The organism is Streptomyces mutabilis (genome assembly GCF_014649815.1).
Lineage (GTDB): Bacteria > Actinomycetota > Actinomycetes > Streptomycetales > Streptomycetaceae > Streptomyces > Streptomyces mutabilis.
In genome coordinates, this window is the sequence record NZ_BMTT01000004.1 from 394,460 (window position 1) to 415,735 (window position 21,276).

The following is a 21,276-nucleotide window of genomic DNA, read 5'->3' on the forward strand; positions in this document are numbered from 1 at the left end:
GCCACGGGTCGTTGCCGGGGAAGTCTAGACGTCCGGTGTCACATGACCGTGGTGACGGTATGAGGCCACCTGCTCCGCGACGGGCAGCCCAGCCGTGCGCCGCACCCGCCGCCCGGCGTCCACCGCGAAGACCTCGCAGCCGTCCCGTACGGCCGCCCACTCGACGCCCTCGGCGCCCATCGCGAACGCCGCCGTGGCGACCGTGTCCGCCTCCGTGAGGGTCGGCGTCACGACGGTCACGGCGAGCGGTCCGGACGCCGGACGCCCGGTGCGCCCGTCGACGACGTGGTCACCGCGCTCCTATCGCGCGGAGGTCGCGACCGCCCCGTCGGTGACCTCCAGGACGGTGCACAGCCGGCCGGCGTCCTCGGGGTGCCGCACCCCATGGAGAGCGAAGAGGGGTTGGCCTGCCACCAGTGGTCGCGGGTCAGGAACCGCCACGGGAAGAACTGTCCGGCCCGCGCGGGCAGCCGGTCCAGATCGCGGCCGGTGATGAGGATGGAGACGACGTGGTCGTTCTCGGGGACGACTGCGGTCGCGCGCAGCCGGTGGCGCAGGTTCCGCCGCAGCGGCAGCACGACCCGGCCGGCCAGGAGCGCGCCGAGGGCCGCGCCCCACACCCCGTACCAGTGCGCCGTCGCGGCCGGCGAGGAGGTGAAGCTCGTACCGACGGCGATCTGGTGGGTGAAGGCCAGCACTACCGCGGCGTACGTGTAGAGGTGGCCCAAGTGCCAGGTCTCGTACGCCATCCTGCGCCGGGCGGCACGCGCCGAGACGGCGCCCACCACCACGAGGACCGCCAGGGCGGCGAGCGCGAGGCGCCGCTGCGGTGGGAGGACGCGGACCTCACGGAGCTGGTGCGGCAGGCGGCCGACGCCTTCCGCGCCGGTCACCCGGAGCACCCGCTCACGGTGACGGCCGGGCCGGCGGTGGTGAAGCTGCGCATGGACCCGCAGCGCATCCGGCAGGTGCTCGACAACCTGCTCACCAACGCGGCCGTGCACACCCCGCCGGGAACGGAGGTCTCGGTCATGGTGTCGGCGGCGGCGGACTGCGTGACGGTGACCGTCGCGGACACCGGGCCGGGTGTCCCGGCGGCCGACCGGGAGCGGGTCTTCGACCGCTTCTACCGCGTCGACAAGGCCCGCAGCCGCGACCGGGGCGGCAGCGGGCTGGGGCTCTCCGTCGCCGGGTCGCTGGTGCGGGCGCACGGCGGCACGATCTCGCTGGGCGGCGGGCCGGGCAGGACGGTCTTCACCTTGACGCTCCCGGCCGCCGCCCGCTGAACGTCCGGCTCAGCCCTCGGCGGGCTGGAGCCGCAGCGCGATGCTGTTGATGCAGTACCGCTGATCGGTCGGGGTCGGGTACCCCTCGCCCTTGAACACGTGCCCGAGGTGCGACCCGCACCGCGCGCACCGCACCTCCGTGCGCACCATGCCGTGGGAGCGGTCCTCGATCAGCTCGACGGCGTCGGTGTCCTTCGGGTCGAAGAAGGACGGCCAGCCGCAGTGCGACTCGAACTTGGTCTGCGAGGTGAACAGGTCGGCGCCGCAGGCCCGGCACGAGTAGACGCCCTCGGTCTCGGTGTCGGTGTACTCACCGGTGAAGGCGGGTTCGGTCGCGGCCTGGCGCAGTACGGCGTACTCGGCCGGGGCCAGCTCCGCGCGCCACTGCTCGTCCGGCTTCTCGACGTCGTACGACATGAGTCCTCAGCCCCTTACTTCGCCTTGCTCGACAGCTCGTCCAGGATGCGCGGTCCGAGGTCCGTGACATCGCCCGCGCCCATGGTGAGAACCAGATCACCGGCCTTCGCCATTCCCGCGACCACCGCGGGGGCCTCCGTCTTGTCGTGCGCCGGCGTGACGTCGGCGCCCGCGGCGCGGGCCGCCTCGATGATCAGCTCGCTGGTGACGCCCGGGATCGGGTCCTCGCGGGCAGGGTAGATGTCGAGGACGACCGACGCGTCCGCGAGGGACAGGGCCTGGCCCATCTCCTTGCCCAGCTCCTGGGTGCGGGAGAAGAGGTGCGGCTGGAAGAGGACCAGGATGCGGGCGTCGCCGACGGCGGCGCGCATGGCCTCCAGGTCGGCCGTCATCTCGGTGGGGTGGTGCGCGTAGGAGTCGACGACCTGGACGCCGGCCGCCTCGCCCTTGAGCTGTAGGCGTCGCTTGACGCCGGTGTAGGCGGCGAGGGCGGGGGCCAGCTCGGCGGCGGGGATGCCGAGGGCCGCGCCCGCGGCGAGGGCGGCGACCGCGTTGTGGGCGTAGTGGCGGCCGGGGACGGAGACGGTGAAGGTCAGCTCGGCGCCCTCCATGACGACGGTGACCTCGCTCTTCAAGCCCTGCGGAACGACCGACAGGATGCGCACGTCGGCGTCCTCGGACTCCCCGTACGTCACGGTCCGCACCTTGCCGGACAGTCGCCGGGTCAGCTCCCGGGAGCCCGCCTGGTCGGCTGCGATCACCAGCGTGCCGCCGGGGGCGATCTTCGAGGCGAAGGTCTCGAAGGACTCGTAGATCTCGTCCATCGACGCGTAGTTGGCGTGGTGGTCGAGTTCGACGTTGAGGACGATGGCGACCTCGGGGGCGTACTTGTGGAAGCTGCGGTCGCTTTCGTCGGCTTCGGCGACGAAGATCTCGCCGTCGCCGTGCAGGGCGTTGGAGCCGGGCGCGTCCAGGTCGCCGCCGATCGCGTACGACGGGTTCAGGCCCAGCTCGGACAGGGAGACCGCCAGCATCGAGGTGGTGGTGGTCTTGCCGTGGGTGCCGGCGACGGCGAGCGGGCGCAGGCCGTTCATCAGGGCGGCGAGGGCGTCGGAGCGGTGGACGACCGGGATGCCCAGCTCCGCGGCGCGGGCCAGCTCCGGGTTGTCCTCGCGGATCGCCGAGGACACGACGACGCAGGTCGCGTCGTCGGCGAGGTGCCCGGCGGCGTGCCCGATGTGCACGGTCGCGCCCAGCTCGCGCAGGGCTTCGGCGGTCGCGGACTCCTTGGCGTCGCTGCCCGCCACCGCGGCCCCGCGCTGCGCGAGGATCTTGGCGATGCCCGACATCCCGGCGCCGCCGATGCCGATGAAGTGCGGTCGGTCCATGGCGGTAGGAAGGCCGGGTGCCATGCGCTGTTCTCCCCAGAAGTGCGACGGTCTGCGTGAGGTGGTCTGCTGGTGGCGCCCCCGGTCCGGGGAGCGCGGCCCAAGCCTATGCCTTGCTGTGGGAGAACAGTTTCAGGACGGGTACGCCGACCTTGTGGCGGGCCCGTGAGGCCCAGTCCCGGTGGAAGAACTCCTCCACGTAGTGCGGGTCGGTCAGGACGATCACCTCATCGGCTCCGGCCTCCAGGACCAGGGACTTGAGCTCGTCCAGCGGGTGGTCCTCGATCAGCCGTCCCTCCGCCTCGGCTCCGGACGCGCGCAGGGCCGTGAGGGACACCTCCAGTGCCCGCTGCCCGACGCTCAGCGCCTCCTCGCCCTCCGGCGTCTCACCCTCCCGCACGGCGTCGTCGAGTTCGCCGAGCGCGACGTCGTCGATCGCTCTCAGCAGCCGGTCCGCCTGATCGCCGCGCGGCTGGAGCAGCACGTGGAAGGCGACCTGCTCGTCCCCGTGCAAGGTGGTGACGAACTCCACGTCGGCGGACGTCAGGGCCTTCTCGATCATCAAAACGCTTGTGAACACCAGGCGCCCCTTCTCCTTCGCGGGCCCGCGGGCCCACCCTCCGTCCAAACCCTGCGGAAACCATCCTGCCCCGTGATCGCACGGGTACTGCCGGAATCAGTGTGCCCGTCGCGACCTGAACGGAACGGGAGATTCCGCCGATCCCCGGATGCGTGGCAACGACCGAACCCCTGTCCGGCCGCCGCCCGCCCCGAAACCGTGCTAGTCGCGCCGGTACCGGCTGAAGAGGAAGCCTTCCTCCTCCAGCAGGGACTCCAGGACGAACCGCCGCGGAACCTCGACCGACGGTCCGCCCGCGATCCGCTGCGCGTCGCCCGCGGTGAGTGTCGGCGAGACCGTCAGACACAGCTCGTCGAGCACCCCGGACGCGATGAACTGCCCGAGCAGCCGCGGACCGCCCTCGGTCAGCAGCCGGGTGTGCCCGAGCCGGACGAGCGCGTCGACGGCGCGGGCCGGGTCCACGCCGACGCCGTCACCCGCGATCACCACCCGGGCACCGGCCTTCTCGGCGGCCGCGATCCGGTCCGGGGCCGCGGCCGCACCGGTCAGGATCAGGGTGGGCACCAGCGGCGAGGTGTACAGCGGCAGCGAGAAATCCAGCTCCAGGCTCGCGCTGACCACGGCGATCGCGGGCGCGGGGCGCTGACCGGCCGCCTGGCGCAGCTCCGCGAAATCGGCGCGCGAACGAGCCGGGCGATACCCCTCCTGACGTACGGTCTCGGCGCCGGCGATCACCACGTCGGCCAGCGCGCGCAGGGTGCCGAAGACGCGCATGTCCGCCGCGCCGGAGATGGGCCGGGAGTGGCCGTCGTGCTGGGCCGCGCCGTCGAGGGTGGAGACCATGTTCGCCCGCAGCCAGGCCCCCGTCCCCGTCCGCCCGTCCGGCTCGGGATAGGCGTAGGCGGCGGCCAGCTCGGCGAGGCTCCACTCCCGGTCGGTTCCGTCGGGGGCCGGGCCGGCTGTCTGATCGGTCACAGGGGCAGGGAACAGGCGTCGCATGCGGTGCAGTGTTCCACGCGCCGGGCTCCCGAACCGCGCGGCCGTTCTTGCCGGGCATCGGCGTACCACCACACAGCCGCACAGCCGCGCTGCCCCGGAAATCGCGCCGCGAGGGGCGGCACAGCCGGACTCGGCGGCACCCCGCGAGCGCCGGGCCGCGCGCCCCGCCCACGCCCGGGCCGCGCCGGGACACCGCACCGCACCGGCCCCCGGCGCGCCCTCACCACGGCCGGCGTCCCCGACAGGCCCTACCATGGACAACCGTGTCGTCCTCCTCCCCCGCCTCCCGCTCCGCCGCCTCCGGCCCCACCCCGATAGCCGGGACGGCCCCCGCCGCCCCGCTCTCCCTGTGCGCCCGCGAGCCCCACGTCCCCGCGGAGCGCCTGGTCGCCGAGATGGTGCCCCCGCCCCGCTTCGACTCGGTCCGTTTCGGCACGTACATCCCGGACCCGAACCAGCCCAGCCAGAGCGAGGCCGTCCGGGTCCTGGAGGACTTCGCGACCGGACTGGACGGGAGCCCCGCCGCCACGGGCAGGCGCGGCTTCCTCGGCTTCGGCCGGAGCAAGGCTCCGAAGGCCCCCGCCGGCCCCCGTGGCGTCTACCTCGACGGCGGCTACGGCGTCGGCAAGACCCACCTGCTGGCCTCCCTGTGGCACGCGACCCCGGCGGAGCCGGAGCGCAAGGCGTTCGGCACCTTCGTGGAACTGACCAACCTCGTCGGCGCCCTCGGCTTCCAGCAGACCGTGCGGACCCTCTCCGGACACCGCCTCCTGTGCATCGACGAGTTCGAGCTCGACGACCCCGGCGACACCGTCCTCGTCTCCAGCCTGCTCGGCCGGCTCGTCGAGGCCGGAGTGGCGCTCGCCGCCACCTCCAACACGCTGCCGGGCAAGCTCGGCGAGGGCCGCTTCGCCGCCGCCGACTTCCTGCGCGAGATCCAGGGCCTGTCCGCCCACTTCCGCACCCTGCGCATCGACGGCGAGGACTACCGTCACCGTGGTCTGCCCGAGGCGCCGGCACCGTACTCCGACGCTCAGGTGACCCGCGCCGCGCAGGCCACCGAGGGCGCCTCTCTGGACGACTTCCCCGCCCTCCTCGACCACCTCGCCCGCGTCCACCCCAGCCGCTACGGCGCCCTGACCGACGGTGTCGCGGCCGTCTGCCTGACCGGGGTGCGCCCGGTGCCCGACCAGTCGACGGCGCTGCGCCTCGTCGTCCTCGCCGACCGGCTCTACGACCGCGAGGTGCCCGTCCTGGCGTCCGGTCTGCCCTTCGACCGGCTCTTCGGCGAGGAGATGCTGGAGGGCGGGTACCGCAAGAAGTACTTCCGGGCGATCTCCCGACTCACCGCACTGGCCCGGGACGCGGCCCGACTGGTCGACACGCCCTGAGGAACGATTGGTTCCCGCCAACCCACCCGCCATTTTCAGGCTCTCTTCGTCACGTAACGCCACGTTAACCTTGCAAAGCGTGCTGCCGGGTTACCGTGTCTCTTGACCGTGCATTGACTGTGCATTGACCGGGTCTTGACCATGTCCCGGCATATACCAGCGGCAGGAAACGCCTGGAAGGGGGCGCATGTTCCGAGGCACGACGGCCCGGACCGTGGTTCCGATCCTCGCCGCCGTCCTGTTCGCGCTCCTGGTCTTCACTCCCACCGCGCCGTTCGCGTCCGCGCATACGAGCGGTGATGTCGTGGCCAGAACCCACCTCGGGACGCCCCTTTCCGAAACGGCGGGGCGCCACGAGACCGTCACCTGTCACGAGACCGAGCGCCCGGGCAACCCGACCACCGCGCCACGCGTCCGCGACCGACACCGTGGCACCGCCGCACCGCAGCCCGACACCCCCCAGCGCACGTTGCTGCGGCATGCCGACCCGCTCGTACCGGAACCCGGCGTGTCCGGCCGCGCCGGAGAACACCGGCCGAGAAGCGCGACGGACCGCTCCCCCGCGGCGCTCCAGGTCTTCCGCTGCTGAGATCCCGGCCAGTACCCCAAACTCTGACCTGACCGTCCGACGCGCCCCCACGCGCGCCAGGAGGAACAACCCCATCATGCAGCCCCTCATCGACAACGCCCGTACGTTCGGACAGCGCCCTGAGGAGTTCGCCGGGCACGCCGAAGGCCAGTCGCCCGAAGTCCTGTTCATCACCTGCTCCGACTCCCGGGTCGTACCCGCCCTGATCACCGGAGCCCGGCCCGGCCAGCTCTTCGAGCTGCGCACCGCCGGCAACATCGTCCCGCTGTACGGCGCCGGTCACCCCTCCGGCGAGGCGGCCACCGTCGAGTACGCCGTCGAGGTGCTCGGCGTCACGGACATCGTGGTCTGCGGCCACTCGCACTGCGGAGCCGTCGGCGCACTGGTGCGCGGGGACGACCTGACCGCCGTACCCGCCGTCCGCGACTGGCTGGCCGCGGCCGCGGACGAACCGAAGCCCTGCGATCCCGCCGACCCGACGGTGGCCGAGGCCGTCCAGCACCACGTCCTGTCGCAACTGCTGCGGCTGCGCTCCTACCCGTGCGTCGAGCGGCGCCTGACGGAGGGCCGGCTGCGGATGCACGGCTGGTACTACGAGGTCCACACCGGTGTCGTACGCGAACACCGGGCGGACACCGACGCGTTCGAGACGCTGTGAGCGCCGCCATGACCTCGATAGCCGAGAAGACGCCGGAGAACTCGCCCGGAAACGCAAGGAAGTTCCCGCACCTGCGGCAGGACTTCACCGCCTCGCTCGTCGTGTTCCTGGTCGCCCTCCCGCTCTGCGTGGGCGTGGCCGTCGCCTCCGGTGTCCCGGCCGAACTCGGCCTGGTCACCGGCATCGTGGGCGGTCTGGTCACCGGTCTCCTGCCCGGCAGCAGCCTGCAGGTGTCCGGTCCGGCCGCCGGACTGACCGTGCTGGTCTTCGGCGCGGTCGACTCCTACGGACTGGCCGCCCTCGGCGTGATCGTGCTGGCCACCGGACTGATCCAGCTCGGGATGGGCGCCCTGAAACTGGGGCGCTGGTTCCGGGCCATCTCCCTGTCGGTCGTCGAGGGCATGCTGGCCGGCATCGGCCTCGTGCTCATCGCGGGCCAGCTCTACTCGGCGGCCGGGCTGGAGGCACCCGCCTCCGGCATCGACAAGCTCACCGGGCTGCCCGGGGCCGCCGCGGACGCGCTGGGCAGCACCGAGGCGCTGACCTCACTCGCCCTCGGCGCGGGCACCGTCGCGGTGATGGTGCTGTGGAAGCGGCTGCCGAAGCGGGCGCAGACCGTGCCGGGCGCGCTGGCCGCGGTCGGCCTGGCCACGGCGCTCACGGCCGCGTTCGGGCTGTCGGTGGCGACCGTCGAGGTGAGCGGACTGCTGGACGTGATCCAGCCGCCCGGCGCCGACGCCTTCGGCGAGCTCGCGAACGTGGGCCTGCTCGGCACCATCGTCGCCTTCACGCTGATCGCCTCGGCGGAGAGCCTGTTCAGCGCCGCGGCGGTGGACCGGCTGCACAAGGGTCCGCGTACCGAGTACAACAAGGAGCTGATGGCGCAGGGCGCGGGCAACACGGTCTGTGGCCTGCTCGGCGCGCTGCCGATGACCGCGGTCATCGTGCGCAGTTCCGCCAACGTCAGCGCGGGCGCGCGCACCAAGGCGTCCCGGGTGATGCACGGTGTGTGGCTGCTGCTGTTCGCGGCGCTGCTGCCGTCCGTGCTGGCCCTGATCCCGTTGCCCGCGCTGGCGGGCATCCTGGTCCACGCGGGCTGGAAGCTGATCCCGTTCCGCAGCATCGTGCCGCTGTGGCGCGACCACCGGGGCGAGGCGCTGATCCTCGTGGTCACCGCCGTGTCCATCGTCGCGGTGAACATGTTCGAAGGCGTGCTGATCGGTATCGCCCTGTCCGTGATCAAGACCGCGTGGGAAGCCTCGCACCTCAAGCTGGAGGTCGTCGACAAGGGCGCCGGACCGATCCAGGCGCACCTGACGGGCAACGCGACCTTCCTCAGGCTGCCGAAGATCCTGGAGAGCCTGGAGGCGCTGCCGCAGGACCGGCCGGTCGAGCTGGACCTGTCCGGGCTGCACCACCTGGACCACGCCTGCCGCACCGCGCTGGAGAACTGGGCCGAGCGGCACAGCTCCACCGGCACGGACCCGGTGAAGGTCACGGAACCCGCGAAGGCCGCCGTGTAGCCCCGCCGGTCCGTATCGGTGACGGCGCCCGGTCCGGGGCACGGCCTCGGACCGGGCGCCGGTCTGTCCGACACTCGCTCGCCGGGCCTGTCACGCCACGCGGCTCGCCGGGCCTGTCGCGCTACCGAGTGCCGGGCCTATCGTGACAAGGAGGGACGAAACGGGCCTCTGAGGGAAGGGGTCGTCATGCTCCAGGAGCTGCTGACCGCGGCCGCCGCCGCCGGAAGCGCGGGGGTCCTCTACGTCGCCTCGGCGGCGCGGGTCGTCAAGCAGTACGAGCGCGGGGTCGTCTTCCGGCTCGGACGCCTGGCGGGCGAGGTGCGCGAGCCCGGGTTCACGATGGTGGTCCCCTTCGTGGACCGGCTGCACAAGGTGAACATGCAGATCGTCACGCTGCCGGTGCCCGCGCAGGAGGGCATCACCCGGGACAACGTCACGGTGCGGGTGGACGCGGTCGTGTACTTCAAGGTGGTCGACGCGGCCAACGCGCTCGTCCGGGTGGAGGACTACCGGTTCGCCGTCTCGCAGATGGCGCAGACCTCCCTGCGTTCGATCATCGGCAAGAGCGACCTGGACGACCTGCTGTCCGACCGGGAGAAGCTCAACCAGGGCCTGGAGCTGATGATCGACAGCCCGGCCGTCGGCTGGGGCGTGCAGATCGACCGGGTCGAGATCAAGGACGTGTCCCTGCCGGACACGATGAAGCGCTCGATGGCCCGGCAGGCCGAGGCGGACCGGGAGCGCCGGGCCCGGGTCATCAACGCCGACGCCGAGCTCCAGGCCTCCAAGGTCCTCGCCGAGGCGGCGCGGGAGATGTCCGAGACGCCCGCCGCCCTTCAGCTCAGGCTGCTGCAGACCGTCGTCGCGGTCGCCGCCGAGAAGAACTCGACGCTGGTGCTGCCCTTCCCGGTGGAGCTGCTGCGCTTCCTGGAGGCGGCCCAGAAGGCCCAGGGCCGGCCCGGCGGGACGCAGGAACGGCCCGTCGAGCGCCGTGACCGGCCCGTCGAGCGGTGACACGTGCGACGCGCGTGGTTCCCGGGAATCACGGCAGGTGATAGAACACGGCGGGTCACAGTCCTGTCCGCCAGCAGGAAGGTCGCCCCATGTCCACGTCCAGTCGCGACGCGACCCGTCGTCAGATACTCGCCCGCACCGGTGCCCTCGGTGCGGGCATCGCGTTCACCGGAGCCCTGTCCGAACTCTTCGCCGGCACCGCCGCCGCGCACTCCCCGGGCCGCACCGGCTACGGCCCCCTGGTCCCCGACCCCGACGGTCTGCTGGACCTGCCCGAGGGATTCCGCTACCGGGTCCTGTCCCGCGAGGGCGACGAGCTCCGCTCCGGTGAGGGCCCGGTCCCGTCCAACCACGACGGCATGTCGGCCTTCCCGGGCAGACACGGCCGCGTGCACCTCGTCCGCAACCACGAGAACCGCGCCGACGGCCGGTTCCCCGTCCCCACGGTGGAGGGTCTGACGTACGACCCGGAGGGCAAGGGCGGCTGCACCGCCCTGAGCCTGGACCACCGCAACCACGTCCGTGACGAACGGGTCGCGATCGCCGGTACGGCCGTGAACTGCGCGGGCGGCCCGACCCCCTGGCACACGTGGCTGACCTGCGAGGAGACCGAGGACAAGGCCGGCACCAACGGCTACACCAAGGACCACGGGTTCATCTTCGAGGTCGACCCCGCCGACCCGCACCGCACCGGTGCGGTGCCGCTGACCGCGATGGGCCGCTTCCAGCACGAGGCGATCGCCGTGGACCCGCGCCGGGGCGTCGTCTACGAGACGGAGGACGCCTTCGAGCGGCCGTTCGGCCTCTTCTACCGGTTCCTGCCCGAGAAGCCGCTGGGCGGCACGGGCTCGCTGCGGGCGGGCGGCCGGCTCCAGGCGATGCGCGTGCCGGGCGTCCCCGACCTGTCGTCGATCCAGGAGACGGGCGCCTGCTTCGACGGCATCGAATGGGTCGACGTACCCGACCCGCTGGCCGTCGAGTCCCCCATCCGGTTCCAGGACTTCGGCCGGGGCGGCATCACGCACGCGCAGAAGCTGGAGGGCTGCTACTGGGGCGGGCGCAGCGTGTACTTCGTGTCGTCCTTCGCCCGCAGCGCGGAGGGCTCCGCCGCCGACCACTACGGCCAGATCTGGCGCTACGACCCCGAGCGGCGCCGTCTCACCCTGGTGATCGTCTTCGGGCCGGACACCGACGTGCAGCTGCCGGGCGAGTCCCCGGACAACATCTGTCTCGCCCCCAGCGGCGGCCTGATGGTCTGCGAGGACGGCAACGGCGCCCAGCACGTCTTCGGCGTGACCCGGCGCGGCGACGTCTACGCCATGGCCCGCGGCGCCCAGAACATCGGGACCGAGGAGGAGCCCGAGTGGGGTGAGTTCGCCGGGGTCACCTTCTCGCCCGACGGGGACACGATGTACGTCAACTGCTACAGGCCCGGGACCACGTTCGCGGTGACGGGCCCCTGGCGCAGGTAGCCGCCGGGCGCACCGCCCGGGCACTGAAGCCCGACCTGTGGGTACCCGGCACCGCATGACGGAGAAAGCACAGGTCAAGGGCTCCTACTGGCTTCAGACGGCACCGGGCGGTGCGCCGCGCCCCGCCCTCGCGGAGGATCTCGACGTCGACGTCGCCGTGATCGGCGCGGGCGTCGCCGGTCTCAGCACGGCCTGGGAACTGACGCGGGCGGGACGCAGTGTGGCGGTGCTGGAGGCCGGGCGGGTCGCCGCCGGTGTCACCGGGCACACCAGCGCCAAGCTGACCGCCCTGCACTCGCTGGTCTACGACAAGCTGCGCCGCACCCGAGGTCCCGGGGGCGCCCGGCTGTACGCCCGCTCGCAGTCCGAGGCGATCGAGCACGCCGCGGGGATCGTCGAAGAGCTGGGCATCGACTGCGACTGGGAGACCCGGGACGCGTACACGTACGTCTGCGACGCGGGCCGGGTGGACGAGCTGCGGGCCGAGGCGGCCGCCGCGAGGGAGGCGGGGCTGCCGGCGACGTTCGAGACGGAGACGGGGCTGCCGTTCCCGGTCGCGGGCGCGGTCAAGGTCACCGGGCAGGTGCAGTTCCACCCGCGCAAGTACCTGCTGGCCCTCGCCGAGGACCTGGAGGCGCACGGCGGGCGGATCTTCGAGGGCACCACCGTGCACGGTCTGGACGAGGGCGGGCCGTGCCGCGTGTCGACGGAGTCGGGGGCGACGGTCACCGCGCGGGACGTCGTGGTCGCCACCCACTACCCGATCTTCGACCGGGCTCTGCTGTTCGCCCGTCTCTCCCCGCGCCGCGAGCTGGTCGTCGCCGGGAGCATCGAGGCGGACCGCGACGTCGACGGCATGTACATCACGCCGGACGACAACACCCGCTCGGTCCGCACGGCGCCCCTGGACGAGGCGGGCCGCCGACTGCTCATCGTCACCGGGGAGCACTTCACTCCCGGCACGGGGGACACCCGGGAGCGCTTCGACCGTCTGTCCGCCTGGGCCGGCGAGCACTTCCCCGGCGTCGACCTCACCTACGCGTGGGCGACCCAGGACATCGACCCGACGGACACCGTGCCGTTGGTCGGCCCGCTGCACCCGGGCGCGAAGCACACCTACGTCGCCACCGGCTTCGGCGGCTGGGGACTGAGCGGCGGCATGATGGCGGGCCGGCTGCTCACCGCGCAGATCACCGGCGAGGAGTGCCCGTGGAGCGGGCTGTACGACCCACGGCGACTGCGCACGGCGGTGCGTGAGGCGCCGTCGTTCTTCAAGACTCAGGCGGAGGTCGCGCGCCACTTCGTCGGCGACCGCCTGCGGCCCGCCCCGCCCGTGGACGCCCTGCCGCCCGGTGAGGGTGCCCTGGTCCGGGTGGGCGGCGACCGGCTGGCGGTCTACCGGGACGAGGCGGGCGCGCTGCACGCCGTGTCGTCGCGCTGCACCCACCTCGGCTGCCTGGTCAGCTTCAACGCGGCCGAGCGGGCCTGGGAGTGCCCCTGCCACGGTTCCCGCTTCGACACGGACGGCAAGGTGATCCAGGGCCCGGCGACGAAGCCGCTAGAGCGGCGGGACATCTGACCGGCGCGGCGACGCCTGATCCGGGAGGGTGACGACCCGGGCACGTCACCACGCATAGTCGTACGAACCGAACAACACACTCATACGTTCGTGCGGTGACCACTCACGTACGCCGCGCCGCCGCACTGTGCGCCCTGGCCGCCTCCTCCGTCGCCCTCGCCGCCTGCGGGAGCACCGAGCCGGGTCATGCCCCCCGCCCGGCGCCGTCCGCGCCCTCCGCCACCGCTTCCGAGGCCGCACCGTCCCGTCCGCCCACCCTCGCGCCGGGGCCGGCGGGTCTCACTCCCGTCTTCGAGCACGGTCCGCGCGCCGACGGCAGGACGGTCGCCCTCACCTTCGACGCCGACATGACGGCCGACCAGGGACCGCGGGCCGCGGCCGGCGAGCGGTTCGACAATCCGGCACTGATCGCGACGCTGCGGAAGCTGGAGGTGCCGGCCACGGTGTTCATGACCGGCCGGTGGGCCGAGGAGTACCCGGACGCCGCCCGGTCCATCGGCCGGGACCCGCGGTTCGAGATCGCGAACCACTCCTACAGCCACTACGCCTTCACCGACGACTGCTACGGCCTGCCGACCGTCCCGGAGGAGCGGATGCGGTCCGACGTGGAGCGGGCGTACGCGGCGTTCCGCGAGGCCGGGGTGCCGGACCCGATGCCGTACTTCCGTTTCCCGGGCGGCTGCCACGACACGGCGGCCCTCAAGGCGCTGACGGCGGCCGGCGTCACCGCGGTGCAGTGGGACGTGGTGAGCGGGGACGCCTTCGCCACGGATGCCGACGCGGTGGCCCGCCAGGTGCTTGACGGGGTGCAGCCGGGGTCGGTCGTCGTCATGCACTGCACCCGCAGCGCCGCCCCGGTCACCGAGGAGGCGGTGCGCAAGATCGTCCCCGAGCTGCGGAGGCAGGGCTACCGGTTCGTCAAGGTCTCGGAGCTGATCGGGGCCGCGAACGGCCGCCGCTGACGGGCCTACGCTGGAGGCATGAGCAGCGACGACGACCTGCGCATCGACGACTACTGCCTGATCGACGCGGCCCGGCCGCCGAAGGCCGACGGCCCGCCGTACGCGGAGTGCGTGCTGTGCCGGGAACCGACGGAGTACGCCGAGTCGTACAGGGGGATCACCATGTGCCCGCGTTGCGAGTGGCAGGAGGCCCAGCGGACGGCCTGCTCAGGCTGACCTGCGCGAGCTGAGCCGGCAGGCCGCCGCGAACGCGGCCCCGGCGATCAGCACGGCCGCGCCCAGCGGGAGCAGCGGCAGAGGTACGGTGCCCGCCCGCGAGCCGGTGACCAGTCCGCTGACCGCCGCCCGTGCCGGGGAGCCCGTCGCCACCAGCGCGAGCAGGGTTGCGAGCAGCAGCGCCGGAACCGCGCGGCCGGGCGAACGGAGCAGCGGCCAGGAGGTGAGCGCGCCGACGGCGGCGCCGAGCAGGGCGCACACCAGCACCGCGAGCAGTCCGGAGGCGCCGGCCGCGAGCGGGGGCACCCGAGTGGTGTGGTCGGAGGCGGCCGGGGCGCTGATCAGCGTGACCACGACGGTGGCGGCCGCGCCCAGCACGAGGGCGGCGGCCAGGGCGACCAGCACACAGGCGAGATGGGCCCGCGCCGGGCCTCGCGCCGCCGCGACGCAGCCGCGGGCGGCGGGCGGCTCGCCGCTGACGCAGATCCGCACCAGCCAGGCCGCGACCGGCAGCAGCACGGCCGCCGCCCAGCCCAGCGAGTCGAGCACCGGCTGGCCGCCCTGTACGCCGACGGCGAGGACGGCGGCGTACAGGACGACGGGCGGGAGCCAGCGCTGGGAGCGCAGCAGGAGCGCGGCCTGATAGCGGAAGAGGGCGGTCATCGGAGGTCCTCCTGGGCGTGCACGCTCGCCACGTGCCACGGCGGCTCGGCGGTCAGGAGCGTACGCAGCAGGACGTCGGAGTGGGAGGCGGGGACGGTGAGCGTGTAGTGGCCGGGGCGGTGCTCCTCAGCGGAGGCGGTGACCCGCAGTGCCTCGGCGGGCGGGGCGCCGCCGTGCGGACCGTGCGCCCGGACGACGACGCGGGGCCCCTCCGGGGCCGGGACGCGCGCGGTGCGGCGGTGCAGGCCGCCGTCGCGGACGGCGTAGGTGGCGTCGGGCGCGGCGGCCAGGCGGCGCGGGTCGTGGTCGACGAAGACGACGGCGCCCCCGGCAGCCGTACGCTCCGCGACCGCCCGGTCGAGTTCTTCCCGCGCCTCGGTGTCCAGCCCGGTCCAGGCCTCGTCGAGGACGAGCAGTTCCGGTTCGGCCAGCAGGGCCTGCGCCACCGCCACCTTCTGACCGTTGCCCTTGGACAGCCGCGCCAGCGGGGTGCCGGCGTACCCGGCGGCGCCCAGTCGTTCCAGCCACTGCCCGGCCGCACGGGTCGCCGCCCGGCGGGACAGCCCGTGCACGGTGCCCAGGTGGGTGAGGTAGGCGGCGGCGGTGAAGGGCAGGGCGGGCGGGAAGCGTTCGGGGACGCAGGCCGTGCGCGGCCGGCCGGTGACCCGGCCCTCGGTGGGGGCGTCGATCCCGGCGAGCAGGCGCAACAGGGTCGACTTGCCGGTGCCGTTGGTGCCTTCGATCCGGACGAGGGTGCCGGGCGGTACGGCCAGGTCGACGCCGCGCAGGACCCAGGGCCCGCGGATGCCGTAGCGGCGGCCCACTCCGTCCAGCCGTAGCTCGCTTCGCATGGGGTCATACTCTCGCGGCCGCACGCCTTGGCAGACTGTGGGCGTGAGCAACGACGCGACGACGCCCGTCCCCGACAGCCCCTTCCGCGCCGAGCCCGGCGACCGCGACCTCGCGCCGCAGTACGTCCTGCCGCTGGTCGTCCGCATCGAGCGGGCGGCCCCGCCGCCGCGTACCGACGCGCTGGAGACCGCGGCCCGGGCGGTGCTGGTGATGCTGGGCGACGAGCGGTCGACCGGCGACGGCGAGTGGGCGCGGGCGGTGCGGGACTGGCAGGACGCGCGCATCCGCAAGGTCGTGCGGCGGGCGCGCGGCGCCGAGTGGCGGCGGGCCGAGGCGCTGCCCGGCATCACGGTCACCGGGAAGTCGGCGGAGGTACGGGTCTTCCCGCCGGTCCCGCTGGACGGCTGGCCGAAGGACCTGGCCCGCCTCCAGGTCTCCGGCACCGATCTCGACGACCCGGAGCCGCCGGTCGGGGCCGACCCGTCCGCGCCGGTGCTCTGGATGAACCCGGAGCTGGACATGTCGGCGGGCAAGGCGATGGCCCAGGCCGGTCACGGCGCGCAGCTCGCCTGGTGGGAGCTGGACGACGCGGCCCGGGACGCCTGGCGGGACGCGGGCTTCCCCCTCGCCGTGCGCACCGCGGACGCCGCCCGCTGGCCCGGCCTCACGACGAGCGGACTGCCGGTGGTCCGGGACGCCGGGTTCACGGAGATCGCGCCGGGCTCGTGCACGGTGGTGGCCGATCACCCGGCGCTCACCAGGCGGTGACGTCCGGCGCCGGCGCGGCGGTCACCAGCGTATGTGCACGTCCTCGGCCCAGCCCAGGAGGCCCTGCACGGGGATCTCGGTGCCGGCGTCCGTGCGGATCCGGCCGTCGTAGTGGCGAAGCACTGGTCGGTGCGGTTGACGATCAGACCGGTGCGGGTCGGAGGCGGGCCAGCGCCACTCCGGCTCCTCGCCGATCCCGGTGGGGCGGCTGACCACGCAGAGGCCGTTCTCGGCCGACCCGGTGCCCTCGGTGCAGCGCCCACCGAACTGGAGACCCACCGTGTGCCCGTCCGTACGGCCGGAGGCGGCGCCGCACTTCCAGTCGGCCGTGCGCGGCCAGCGACCCCGGCCGTGGTCCAGTACGGCCCACGCCTCGCCGTCGTCCCCGCCGAACCCCAGCGTCTCGGTGCCGGTCCTGACCCTTCCGGTGGCGGGGAGGGCGGTGTGCTCGGAGGCGTACCGGAAACGCCGTTGGCTCCACGGCACCACGACTGAGAGCGATTCGTGGCCCTCCGGCCGCTGGACCAGCAGGTCGACCTCCAGCGGCAGCCGGTCCGGCGTGAGGCAGGGGGCCCGCAGCCGGGTGCCGCCCGGCTCGTCGCGGATCTCCACCCGCACCTTGCCCCGGGTCGGCCGCTCGGGGCCCACGACGACGTCCCCGGCTCCCGGCGTACGTGGATGTCGTCACACACCAGTACTGCCATCGCTTGGTGCGGCCCCAGCCGCGCAGCTCCGCACGGTGCAGCGGCACTCCGGACCAGCCGACGGCGTCGGGATCGCGCCTGCCGTCGGGCAGACGGAGGTCGACTGGATCGGCGATCTCTCGCTCGTGCGTCGCCATGGGCGGAGCCTGACGGGCGGGTGGCGAACCTCAGATGTTCCTCTGAACCCGCGCCCCCGCGATTGGTGCCGGGCCGGACGGGCGATACCTCCGGCAAGTCGGCAGGAGGGGGACGGAACCGTGCGGCGAGCACAGCAGCTGGGAACCGGCATCGGATGGCGCCCTGAGATCGCCGGTGCCGTCGAGGCGATGCCCGGCATCGACTGGGTCGAGGCCGTGTCCGAGAACCTCTGTCCCGGACATCTGCCCGACTCCCTGGTCCGGCTGCGCGAACGCGGCGTGACGGTGGTGCCGCACGGGGTCGCGCTGGGGCTCGGCGGGGCCGAACGGCCGGACGCGGGACGGCTCACGGCGCTGGCCGAGCGTGCTCAGGCACTGGGGTCGCCGCTGGTGACCGAGCACATCGCGTTCGTCCGGGCGGGCGGTCCCATGACCGCCTCCCATCGGCTGGAGGCCGGACACCTGCTGCCCGTGCCGCGCACCCGCGACGCCCTCGACGTGCTGTGCGAGAACGTGCGCATCGCACAGGACTCGCTGCCCGTGCCGCTCGCCGTGGAGAACATCGCCGCGCTCATCTCCTGGCCGGACGAGGAGATGACGGAGGGTCAGTTCCTGTACGAGCTGGCCGATAGGACGGGGGTGCGGCTGTTGATCGACGTGGCGAACCTGCACACCAACCACGTCAACCGCGGTGAGGACCCGGCCGAGGCGCTCGGCGAACTTCCCCTGGAGGCCATCGCCTACGTCCATGTCGCGGGCGGCTTCGAACGGGACGGCGTCTGGCACGACAGCCACGCCCACCCCGTCGCACAGCCGGTGCTCGACATCCTGACCGCCCTGGCCTCGCGGGTGGCGCCGCCGGGCGTCCTGCTGGAGCGTGACGAGAACTTCCCGACGGCCGAGGAGTTGGAGGGCGAGGTGGCGGCGATCCGGGCCGCCGTGGAGAAGGGGCGGGTGTCAGGCCGGGCGTCGGTGGCGGCCGAGGCGGCACCGTCCGCGCGTCCCGCCTCGCCCGTCTCCGCCGCCCCCTCGCGAGCCGCGCGCGACGAGACCGACGCCGACCGGGCCGCACGGCAGCGGCTCGCCCTCGCGCAGACCGCGCTGCTGTCCGCGCTGGTCGCCGGGACGCCGGCGCCCGAGGGGTTCGACCGGGTACGGCTGGGCGTGCAGGCGCGGGCGCTCGCCGGGAAGCGGGCGGACGTGGTCGCCAAGGTCGCGCCCGAACTGCCGGTGATCCTCGGCGCCGGGTACCGGCCTGCCTTCCTCGAGTACGCCCAGCGGCGGCCGATGACCGGCGGATACCGCAGGGACGCCCTCGACTTCGCCGAGCGGCTGCTGCGGGACGGGCGTCCGCGGGACGACGATGCCCGGCGGGAGCTGCGGGAGTGGTGGCTGGAGCGAGAGGGTCCGGTGCCGCGTACGAGGCGTTCCGGGGTCCGGTGGGCTCGTGCGACGGGGCGGGTGCTGCTGCGCCGCCGGGCAGCCTGAGCGGCACAAACGGAACGTCACACACATACAACACTGCGTCCCGACATGTGAACAGGGCATGGCGCCGGCGAAACCATTCGGCATAGAAGTACGGCATGTTCTGGGTCCTTCTCCTCCTGCCCGCCTGGGCGGTCGCCGGCCTGGCGTGCCTGCGGCTGTGCCTGGCCGCCGTACGCGCGGCGGCCGTCGCCCCGCCCGCCGTCGACCGTGAGCACTCGCTGACTCTCTACGAGGCGGCGTTCCTGGCCGGTGGTCCCCGGAGGGTCGCCGATCTGACGCTGGTCTCCATGGCACGCCAGCGTCGGCTGCTGCTCGCGCACACCGGCTGGGCGACCGTCGTCGACCCGTGCGGGCGCGACGAGATGGAGCGGTCGGTCATAGGGGCGATAGGGCCCGAGGGCCAGTCCCGGATAGCGCCGGTGCGGTCCGCCGCTGCCGCCGCCGACGCGGTGCGGGGTCTGGCCGACCGGCTGGTCAGGGCGGGCCTCGCCGTGCCGGACGGCGCCCGCGGCGTCGCGGCCGGGGTCCAGCGGGTGCGGGTCGCCGCGGTCACCGTCTGCGCGCTGGGCGCCGCCGCGCTGGCCCTGCCGCTGCCCGCGGACCAGCCGCGCCTCCTGATCGCCCTGTGGTTCACGTTGCCGCTCGCCCTGACCCTGGGGTGCCTCGCCATCACGCGGATGGAGGTCCACCCGTACTCACGCTGGGCCTCACCGGCCGGGCAGCGGATGATCGGTGCCCTGGTCCGGCAGGCCGACGGCTCGGCGGACGACCGTACGTATCTGACCTCGGTCGCCGTGCGCGGCGTGCACGCGATCGGCGAACCGGACCTGCGCGCGGCCTTCGCCCACCGTGAGCGGTACGTCGAGGAGCGCCGGCAGCGCCGGGCCTGACGCGCCGGGGGGGGCGTACGGAGGCACTGCGCCCGACACCCGCGGGCGGTGCTTGCCCCGCCGGGTCGCCGTACCGAGCATCCCTTGTGTCACGCCGTGCGCCGAAGGGATACGCGATGCGAGCTGCCGCCCTCTACTGTGCCGCCGGGTCCTTGCTGCTGACCACTCTCGCCGCCGCTCCGGCGGCAGGGACTCCGGCCGGGCCCGGGGCCACCGAGGCGCGCGGCGCCGCCGTGGCCGCCCGGCGCGCGGCGGCGGCCGGCATCGAGTTCGGCAGGTGCCCGGCATCGGAGGACCTGCCGGCCACCGTGCGGTGCGGCACGGTCACCGTGCCGCTGGACTACGCGCACCCCGACGGGAAGCGGATCGAGCTCACCGTCAGCCGGGTGCGGGCCACCCACAAGGACCCGGACGACGACAGGCGCGAGGTTCCCCGGCAGGGCGCGCTTCTCCACAACCCGGGCGGTCCGGGCGCCTCGGGACTGTACTTCCCGCTGGTCGGCATGGTGCCCGAGTGGAAGCGGATCGCCGCGGCCTACGACCTCGTCGGATACGCCCCGCGCGGGGTCGCCCCCTCCGCCCCGCTCTCCTGCCAGGACCCCGGCGGCTTCATCGAGGGCCCTCGCCCGGCGCCCACGCAGCCCACGGACGCGTACAAGAAGCAGCGCGCCGCCGAGGCCGAGGCGTACGCGCGCGGCTGCGCCGACCGGGCCGGGGACGCGCTGCGGCACTACCACTCCCTCAACAACGCCCGTGACCTGGAGGTCGTGCGGGCCGCGCTGGGCGAGGAGCGGCTGACGTTCATGGGGGCGTCGTACGGGACGTACCTCGGGGCGCTGTACGCGGAGTTGTTCCCCTCGCGGGTGCGGCGGATGGTGTTCGACTCGGTGGTGAACCCCGATCCCGAGAGGGTCTGGTACCGCAACAACCTGGCCCAGTCCGAGGCCTTCGAGGACCGATGGGGGGACTTCAAGAAGTGGATCGCCGGGCACGACGCCGTGTACGGGCTCGGAGACACGCCGCAGGAGGTCCAGAAGGGCTACGAGGAGGCGAGTGCCCGGCTCGCGGCGGAGCCCGCGGGCGGCACGGTGGGCCCCGCGCAGTTGCAGGGGGCGATGCTGAAGGCCGCGTACTACGACGACTACTGGCCGCACCGGGCCGAGGCACTCTCGGCCTACCTGAAGGGCGACCCGCAGCCGCTGATCGACCAGGCGGGGACGCACCCGAAGGAGTCGGCGGTCGAGTCGGAGAACTCCAGTGCCGTCTACACGGCCGTCGAGTGCAACGACGCGCCCTGGCCGGCCGACTTCGAGGTGTGGGACCGGGACAACACGCGGCTGGCACGCCGGGCGCCGTTCGAGACGTGGGACAACGTGTGGACGAACCTGCCCTGCGCCTACTGGCGGGCGCCCCGGCAGGATCCCCTCGACGTGCGAACCGGGCCGGGCGAGCTGCCGCCGACGCTGATCATGGCCGCCGAGCGGGACGCGGCGACCCCGTACGAGGGGGCGCTGGAGCTGCGCCGACGGCTGTCGGGCTCGGTGCTGGTGACCGAGCGGGACACGGGTACGCACGGCATCGGCGGCGGACCGAACACCTGCGTCAACGGCCACCTGGAGGCGTACCTGCTCCGGGGCCGCCTCCCGGCGCGGGACACGTCGTGCGCCCCGCGCCCGGCACCGGAGCCGAGGGCCTGACTG

Annotated in this window: 20 protein-coding genes and 4 pseudogenes; 14 read left to right on the plus strand and 10 right to left on the minus strand. The window is 73.7% G+C overall.

The annotated features are described in order from the left end of the window. Nucleotides 1-24 precede the first annotated feature (24 nt). Together IE142_RS12600 and IE142_RS12605 are read right to left on the minus strand one after the other, a co-directional pair. Nucleotides 25-384, minus strand: a pseudogene (locus IE142_RS12600) (FAD:protein FMN transferase); the annotation flags it as partial. A gap of 2 nt (nt 385-386) precedes the next feature. After that, nucleotides 387-815 (minus strand): annotated as a pseudogene (locus IE142_RS12605) (oxidoreductase); the annotation flags it as partial. Between IE142_RS12605 and IE142_RS12610 the strand changes: the two are divergent. After that, nucleotides 810-1,286: pseudogene (locus tag IE142_RS12610) on the plus strand (sensor histidine kinase); the annotation flags it as partial. The pseudogenes IE142_RS12605 and IE142_RS12610 sit on opposite strands and share 6 nt — an antisense overlap. 9 nt (nt 1,287-1,295) lie before the next feature. Here IE142_RS12610 and msrB read toward each other — a convergent pair. The 4 genes from msrB to IE142_RS12630 form a co-directional block, all read right to left on the minus strand. Further along, a complete protein-coding gene (msrB, locus tag IE142_RS12615) occupies nt 1,296-1,703 on the minus strand; it encodes a peptide-methionine (R)-S-oxide reductase MsrB (RefSeq protein ID WP_191885813.1) in 408 nt (135 codons plus the stop codon). Nucleotides 1,704-1,717: 14 nt separating this feature from the next. Next, complete coding sequence (murC, locus tag IE142_RS12620) at nt 1,718-3,115, minus strand: UDP-N-acetylmuramate--L-alanine ligase (RefSeq protein ID WP_191885814.1); 1,398 nt, start codon at nt 3,113-3,115, stop codon at nt 1,718-1,720. 82 nt (nt 3,116-3,197) lie between these two features. Next, on the minus strand, nt 3,198-3,671 hold the full coding sequence (locus IE142_RS12625) for an indole-3-glycerol phosphate synthase (protein WP_191885815.1): 474 nt from the start codon (nt 3,669-3,671) through the stop codon (nt 3,198-3,200). Between the two features lie 201 nt (nt 3,672-3,872). Further along, nucleotides 3,873-4,670 (minus strand): pyrimidine reductase family protein, encoded by a 798-nt coding sequence (locus IE142_RS12630; RefSeq protein ID WP_191885816.1) that lies wholly within the window; start codon nt 4,668-4,670, stop codon nt 3,873-3,875. A 263-nt stretch (nt 4,671-4,933) separates the two neighbouring features. Between IE142_RS12630 and zapE the strand changes: the two genes are divergently transcribed. The 9 genes from zapE to IE142_RS12675 all read left to right on the plus strand — a co-directional run bounded on the left by zapE (nt 4,934) and on the right by IE142_RS12675 (nt 14,074). Next, entirely contained in the window at nt 4,934-6,061 is a 1,128-nt protein-coding gene (gene zapE / locus IE142_RS12635; protein ID WP_191885817.1) for a cell division protein ZapE, read from the plus strand. A gap of 187 nt (nt 6,062-6,248) precedes the next feature. After that, nucleotides 6,249-6,650, plus strand: coding sequence for a hypothetical protein (locus IE142_RS12640; protein ID WP_191885818.1), 402 nt, complete (start codon nt 6,249-6,251; stop codon nt 6,648-6,650). A 76-nt stretch (nt 6,651-6,726) separates the two neighbouring features. Beyond that, nucleotides 6,727-7,308 (plus strand): carbonic anhydrase, encoded by a 582-nt coding sequence (locus IE142_RS12645; protein ID WP_043378608.1) that lies wholly within the window; start codon nt 6,727-6,729, stop codon nt 7,306-7,308. An 8-nt stretch (nt 7,309-7,316) separates the two neighbouring features. Next, the gene (locus IE142_RS12650; protein WP_191885819.1) at nt 7,317-8,831 is read left to right on the plus strand and encodes a SulP family inorganic anion transporter; all 1,515 of its coding nucleotides are present in this window, start codon (nt 7,317-7,319) and stop codon (nt 8,829-8,831) included. A gap of 186 nt (nt 8,832-9,017) precedes the next feature. Continuing rightward, complete coding sequence (locus tag IE142_RS12655) at nt 9,018-9,845, plus strand: slipin family protein (RefSeq protein ID WP_191885820.1); 828 nt, start codon at nt 9,018-9,020, stop codon at nt 9,843-9,845. 89 nt (nt 9,846-9,934) lie between these two features. Next, nucleotides 9,935-11,317: a PhoX family protein gene (locus tag IE142_RS12660; RefSeq protein WP_191885821.1), complete on the plus strand. Its 1,383-nt coding sequence runs from the start codon at nt 9,935-9,937 to the stop codon at nt 11,315-11,317. Nucleotides 11,318-11,372: 55 nt separating this feature from the next. After that, the gene (locus IE142_RS12665) at nt 11,373-12,896 is read left to right on the plus strand and encodes an FAD-dependent oxidoreductase (RefSeq protein ID WP_191885822.1); all 1,524 of its coding nucleotides are present in this window, start codon (nt 11,373-11,375) and stop codon (nt 12,894-12,896) included. Nucleotides 12,897-12,991: 95 nt separating this feature from the next. Beyond that, nucleotides 12,992-13,858, plus strand: a complete 867-nt coding sequence (locus tag IE142_RS12670) for a polysaccharide deacetylase family protein (protein WP_191885823.1) — start codon at nt 12,992-12,994, stop codon at nt 13,856-13,858. An 18-nt stretch (nt 13,859-13,876) separates the two neighbouring features. Beyond that, nucleotides 13,877-14,074: a hypothetical protein gene (locus IE142_RS12675; protein WP_191885824.1), complete on the plus strand. Its 198-nt coding sequence runs from the start codon at nt 13,877-13,879 to the stop codon at nt 14,072-14,074. On the opposite strand, the gene IE142_RS12680 is transcribed toward IE142_RS12675, so the two are convergent. Together IE142_RS12680 and IE142_RS12685 are read right to left on the minus strand one after the other, a co-directional pair. Further along, nucleotides 14,066-14,737 (minus strand): ABC transporter, encoded by a 672-nt coding sequence (locus IE142_RS12680; RefSeq protein WP_191885825.1) that lies wholly within the window; start codon nt 14,735-14,737, stop codon nt 14,066-14,068. The genes IE142_RS12675 and IE142_RS12680 overlap by 9 nt on opposite strands. Then, complete coding sequence (locus tag IE142_RS12685) at nt 14,734-15,588, minus strand: ABC transporter ATP-binding protein (protein WP_191885826.1); 855 nt, start codon at nt 15,586-15,588, stop codon at nt 14,734-14,736. The genes IE142_RS12680 and IE142_RS12685 overlap by 4 nt, the downstream gene beginning before the upstream one ends. A gap of 43 nt (nt 15,589-15,631) precedes the next feature. Here IE142_RS12685 and IE142_RS12690 point away from each other — a divergent pair, with 43 nt between their 5' ends. Beyond that, nucleotides 15,632-16,357: a peptidyl-tRNA hydrolase gene (locus tag IE142_RS12690; protein ID WP_191885827.1), complete on the plus strand. Its 726-nt coding sequence runs from the start codon at nt 15,632-15,634 to the stop codon at nt 16,355-16,357. 21 nt (nt 16,358-16,378) lie between these two features. Here IE142_RS12690 and IE142_RS12695 read toward each other — a convergent pair whose 3' ends face one another. Then, a complete protein-coding gene (locus IE142_RS12695; RefSeq protein WP_229830401.1) occupies nt 16,379-17,005 on the minus strand; it encodes a DUF2804 family protein in 627 nt (208 codons plus the stop codon). 82 nt (nt 17,006-17,087) lie between these two features. After that, nucleotides 17,088-17,198: pseudogene (locus IE142_RS39340) on the minus strand (DUF2804 domain-containing protein); the annotation flags it as partial. A gap of 189 nt (nt 17,199-17,387) precedes the next feature. Here IE142_RS39340 and IE142_RS12700 point away from each other — a divergent pair. The 3 genes from IE142_RS12700 (at nt 17,388) to IE142_RS12710 (ending at nt 21,273) form a co-directional block, all read left to right on the plus strand. Then, a complete protein-coding gene (locus IE142_RS12700; RefSeq protein WP_229830417.1) occupies nt 17,388-18,686 on the plus strand; it encodes an MbnB/TglH/ChrH family RiPP precursor modification enzyme in 1,299 nt (432 codons plus the stop codon). Nucleotides 18,687-18,781: 95 nt separating this feature from the next. Further along, nucleotides 18,782-19,576, plus strand: coding sequence for a TIGR04222 domain-containing membrane protein (locus IE142_RS12705; RefSeq protein ID WP_191885829.1), 795 nt, complete (start codon nt 18,782-18,784; stop codon nt 19,574-19,576). 116 nt (nt 19,577-19,692) lie between these two features. Continuing rightward, complete coding sequence (locus IE142_RS12710; RefSeq protein ID WP_191885830.1) at nt 19,693-21,273, plus strand: alpha/beta hydrolase; 1,581 nt, start codon at nt 19,693-19,695, stop codon at nt 21,271-21,273. The last annotated feature ends 3 nt before the right edge of the window (nt 21,274-21,276 follow it).

Coding starts and splice junctions, on each gene's coding strand:
- IE142_RS12680 (WP_191885825.1), bottom strand. CDS start 14,737: ATGACCGCCCTCTTCCGCTATCAGGCCGCGCTCCTGCTGCGCTCCCAG.
- IE142_RS12675 (WP_191885824.1), top strand. CDS start 13,877: ATGAGCAGCGACGACGACCTGCGCATCGACGACTACTGCCTGATCGAC.
- murC (WP_191885814.1), bottom strand. CDS start 3,115: ATGGCACCCGGCCTTCCTACCGCCATGGACCGACCGCACTTCATCGGC.
- IE142_RS12655 (WP_191885820.1), top strand. CDS start 9,018: ATGCTCCAGGAGCTGCTGACCGCGGCCGCCGCCGCCGGAAGCGCGGGG.
- IE142_RS12705 (WP_191885829.1), top strand. CDS start 18,782: ATGTTCTGGGTCCTTCTCCTCCTGCCCGCCTGGGCGGTCGCCGGCCTG.
- IE142_RS12630 (WP_191885816.1), bottom strand. CDS start 4,670: ATGCGACGCCTGTTCCCTGCCCCTGTGACCGATCAGACAGCCGGCCCG.
- IE142_RS12645 (WP_043378608.1), top strand. CDS start 6,727: ATGCAGCCCCTCATCGACAACGCCCGTACGTTCGGACAGCGCCCTGAG.
- IE142_RS12650 (WP_191885819.1), top strand. CDS start 7,317: ATGACCTCGATAGCCGAGAAGACGCCGGAGAACTCGCCCGGAAACGCA.
- IE142_RS12710 (WP_191885830.1), top strand. CDS start 19,693: ATGCGAGCTGCCGCCCTCTACTGTGCCGCCGGGTCCTTGCTGCTGACC.
- IE142_RS12665 (WP_191885822.1), top strand. CDS start 11,373: ATGACGGAGAAAGCACAGGTCAAGGGCTCCTACTGGCTTCAGACGGCA.
- IE142_RS12700 (WP_229830417.1), top strand. CDS start 17,388: ATGCCCGGCATCGACTGGGTCGAGGCCGTGTCCGAGAACCTCTGTCCC.
- IE142_RS12685 (WP_191885826.1), bottom strand. CDS start 15,588: ATGCGAAGCGAGCTACGGCTGGACGGAGTGGGCCGCCGCTACGGCATC.
- IE142_RS12660 (WP_191885821.1), top strand. CDS start 9,935: ATGTCCACGTCCAGTCGCGACGCGACCCGTCGTCAGATACTCGCCCGC.
- IE142_RS12640 (WP_191885818.1), top strand. CDS start 6,249: ATGTTCCGAGGCACGACGGCCCGGACCGTGGTTCCGATCCTCGCCGCC.
- msrB (WP_191885813.1), bottom strand. CDS start 1,703: ATGTCGTACGACGTCGAGAAGCCGGACGAGCAGTGGCGCGCGGAGCTG.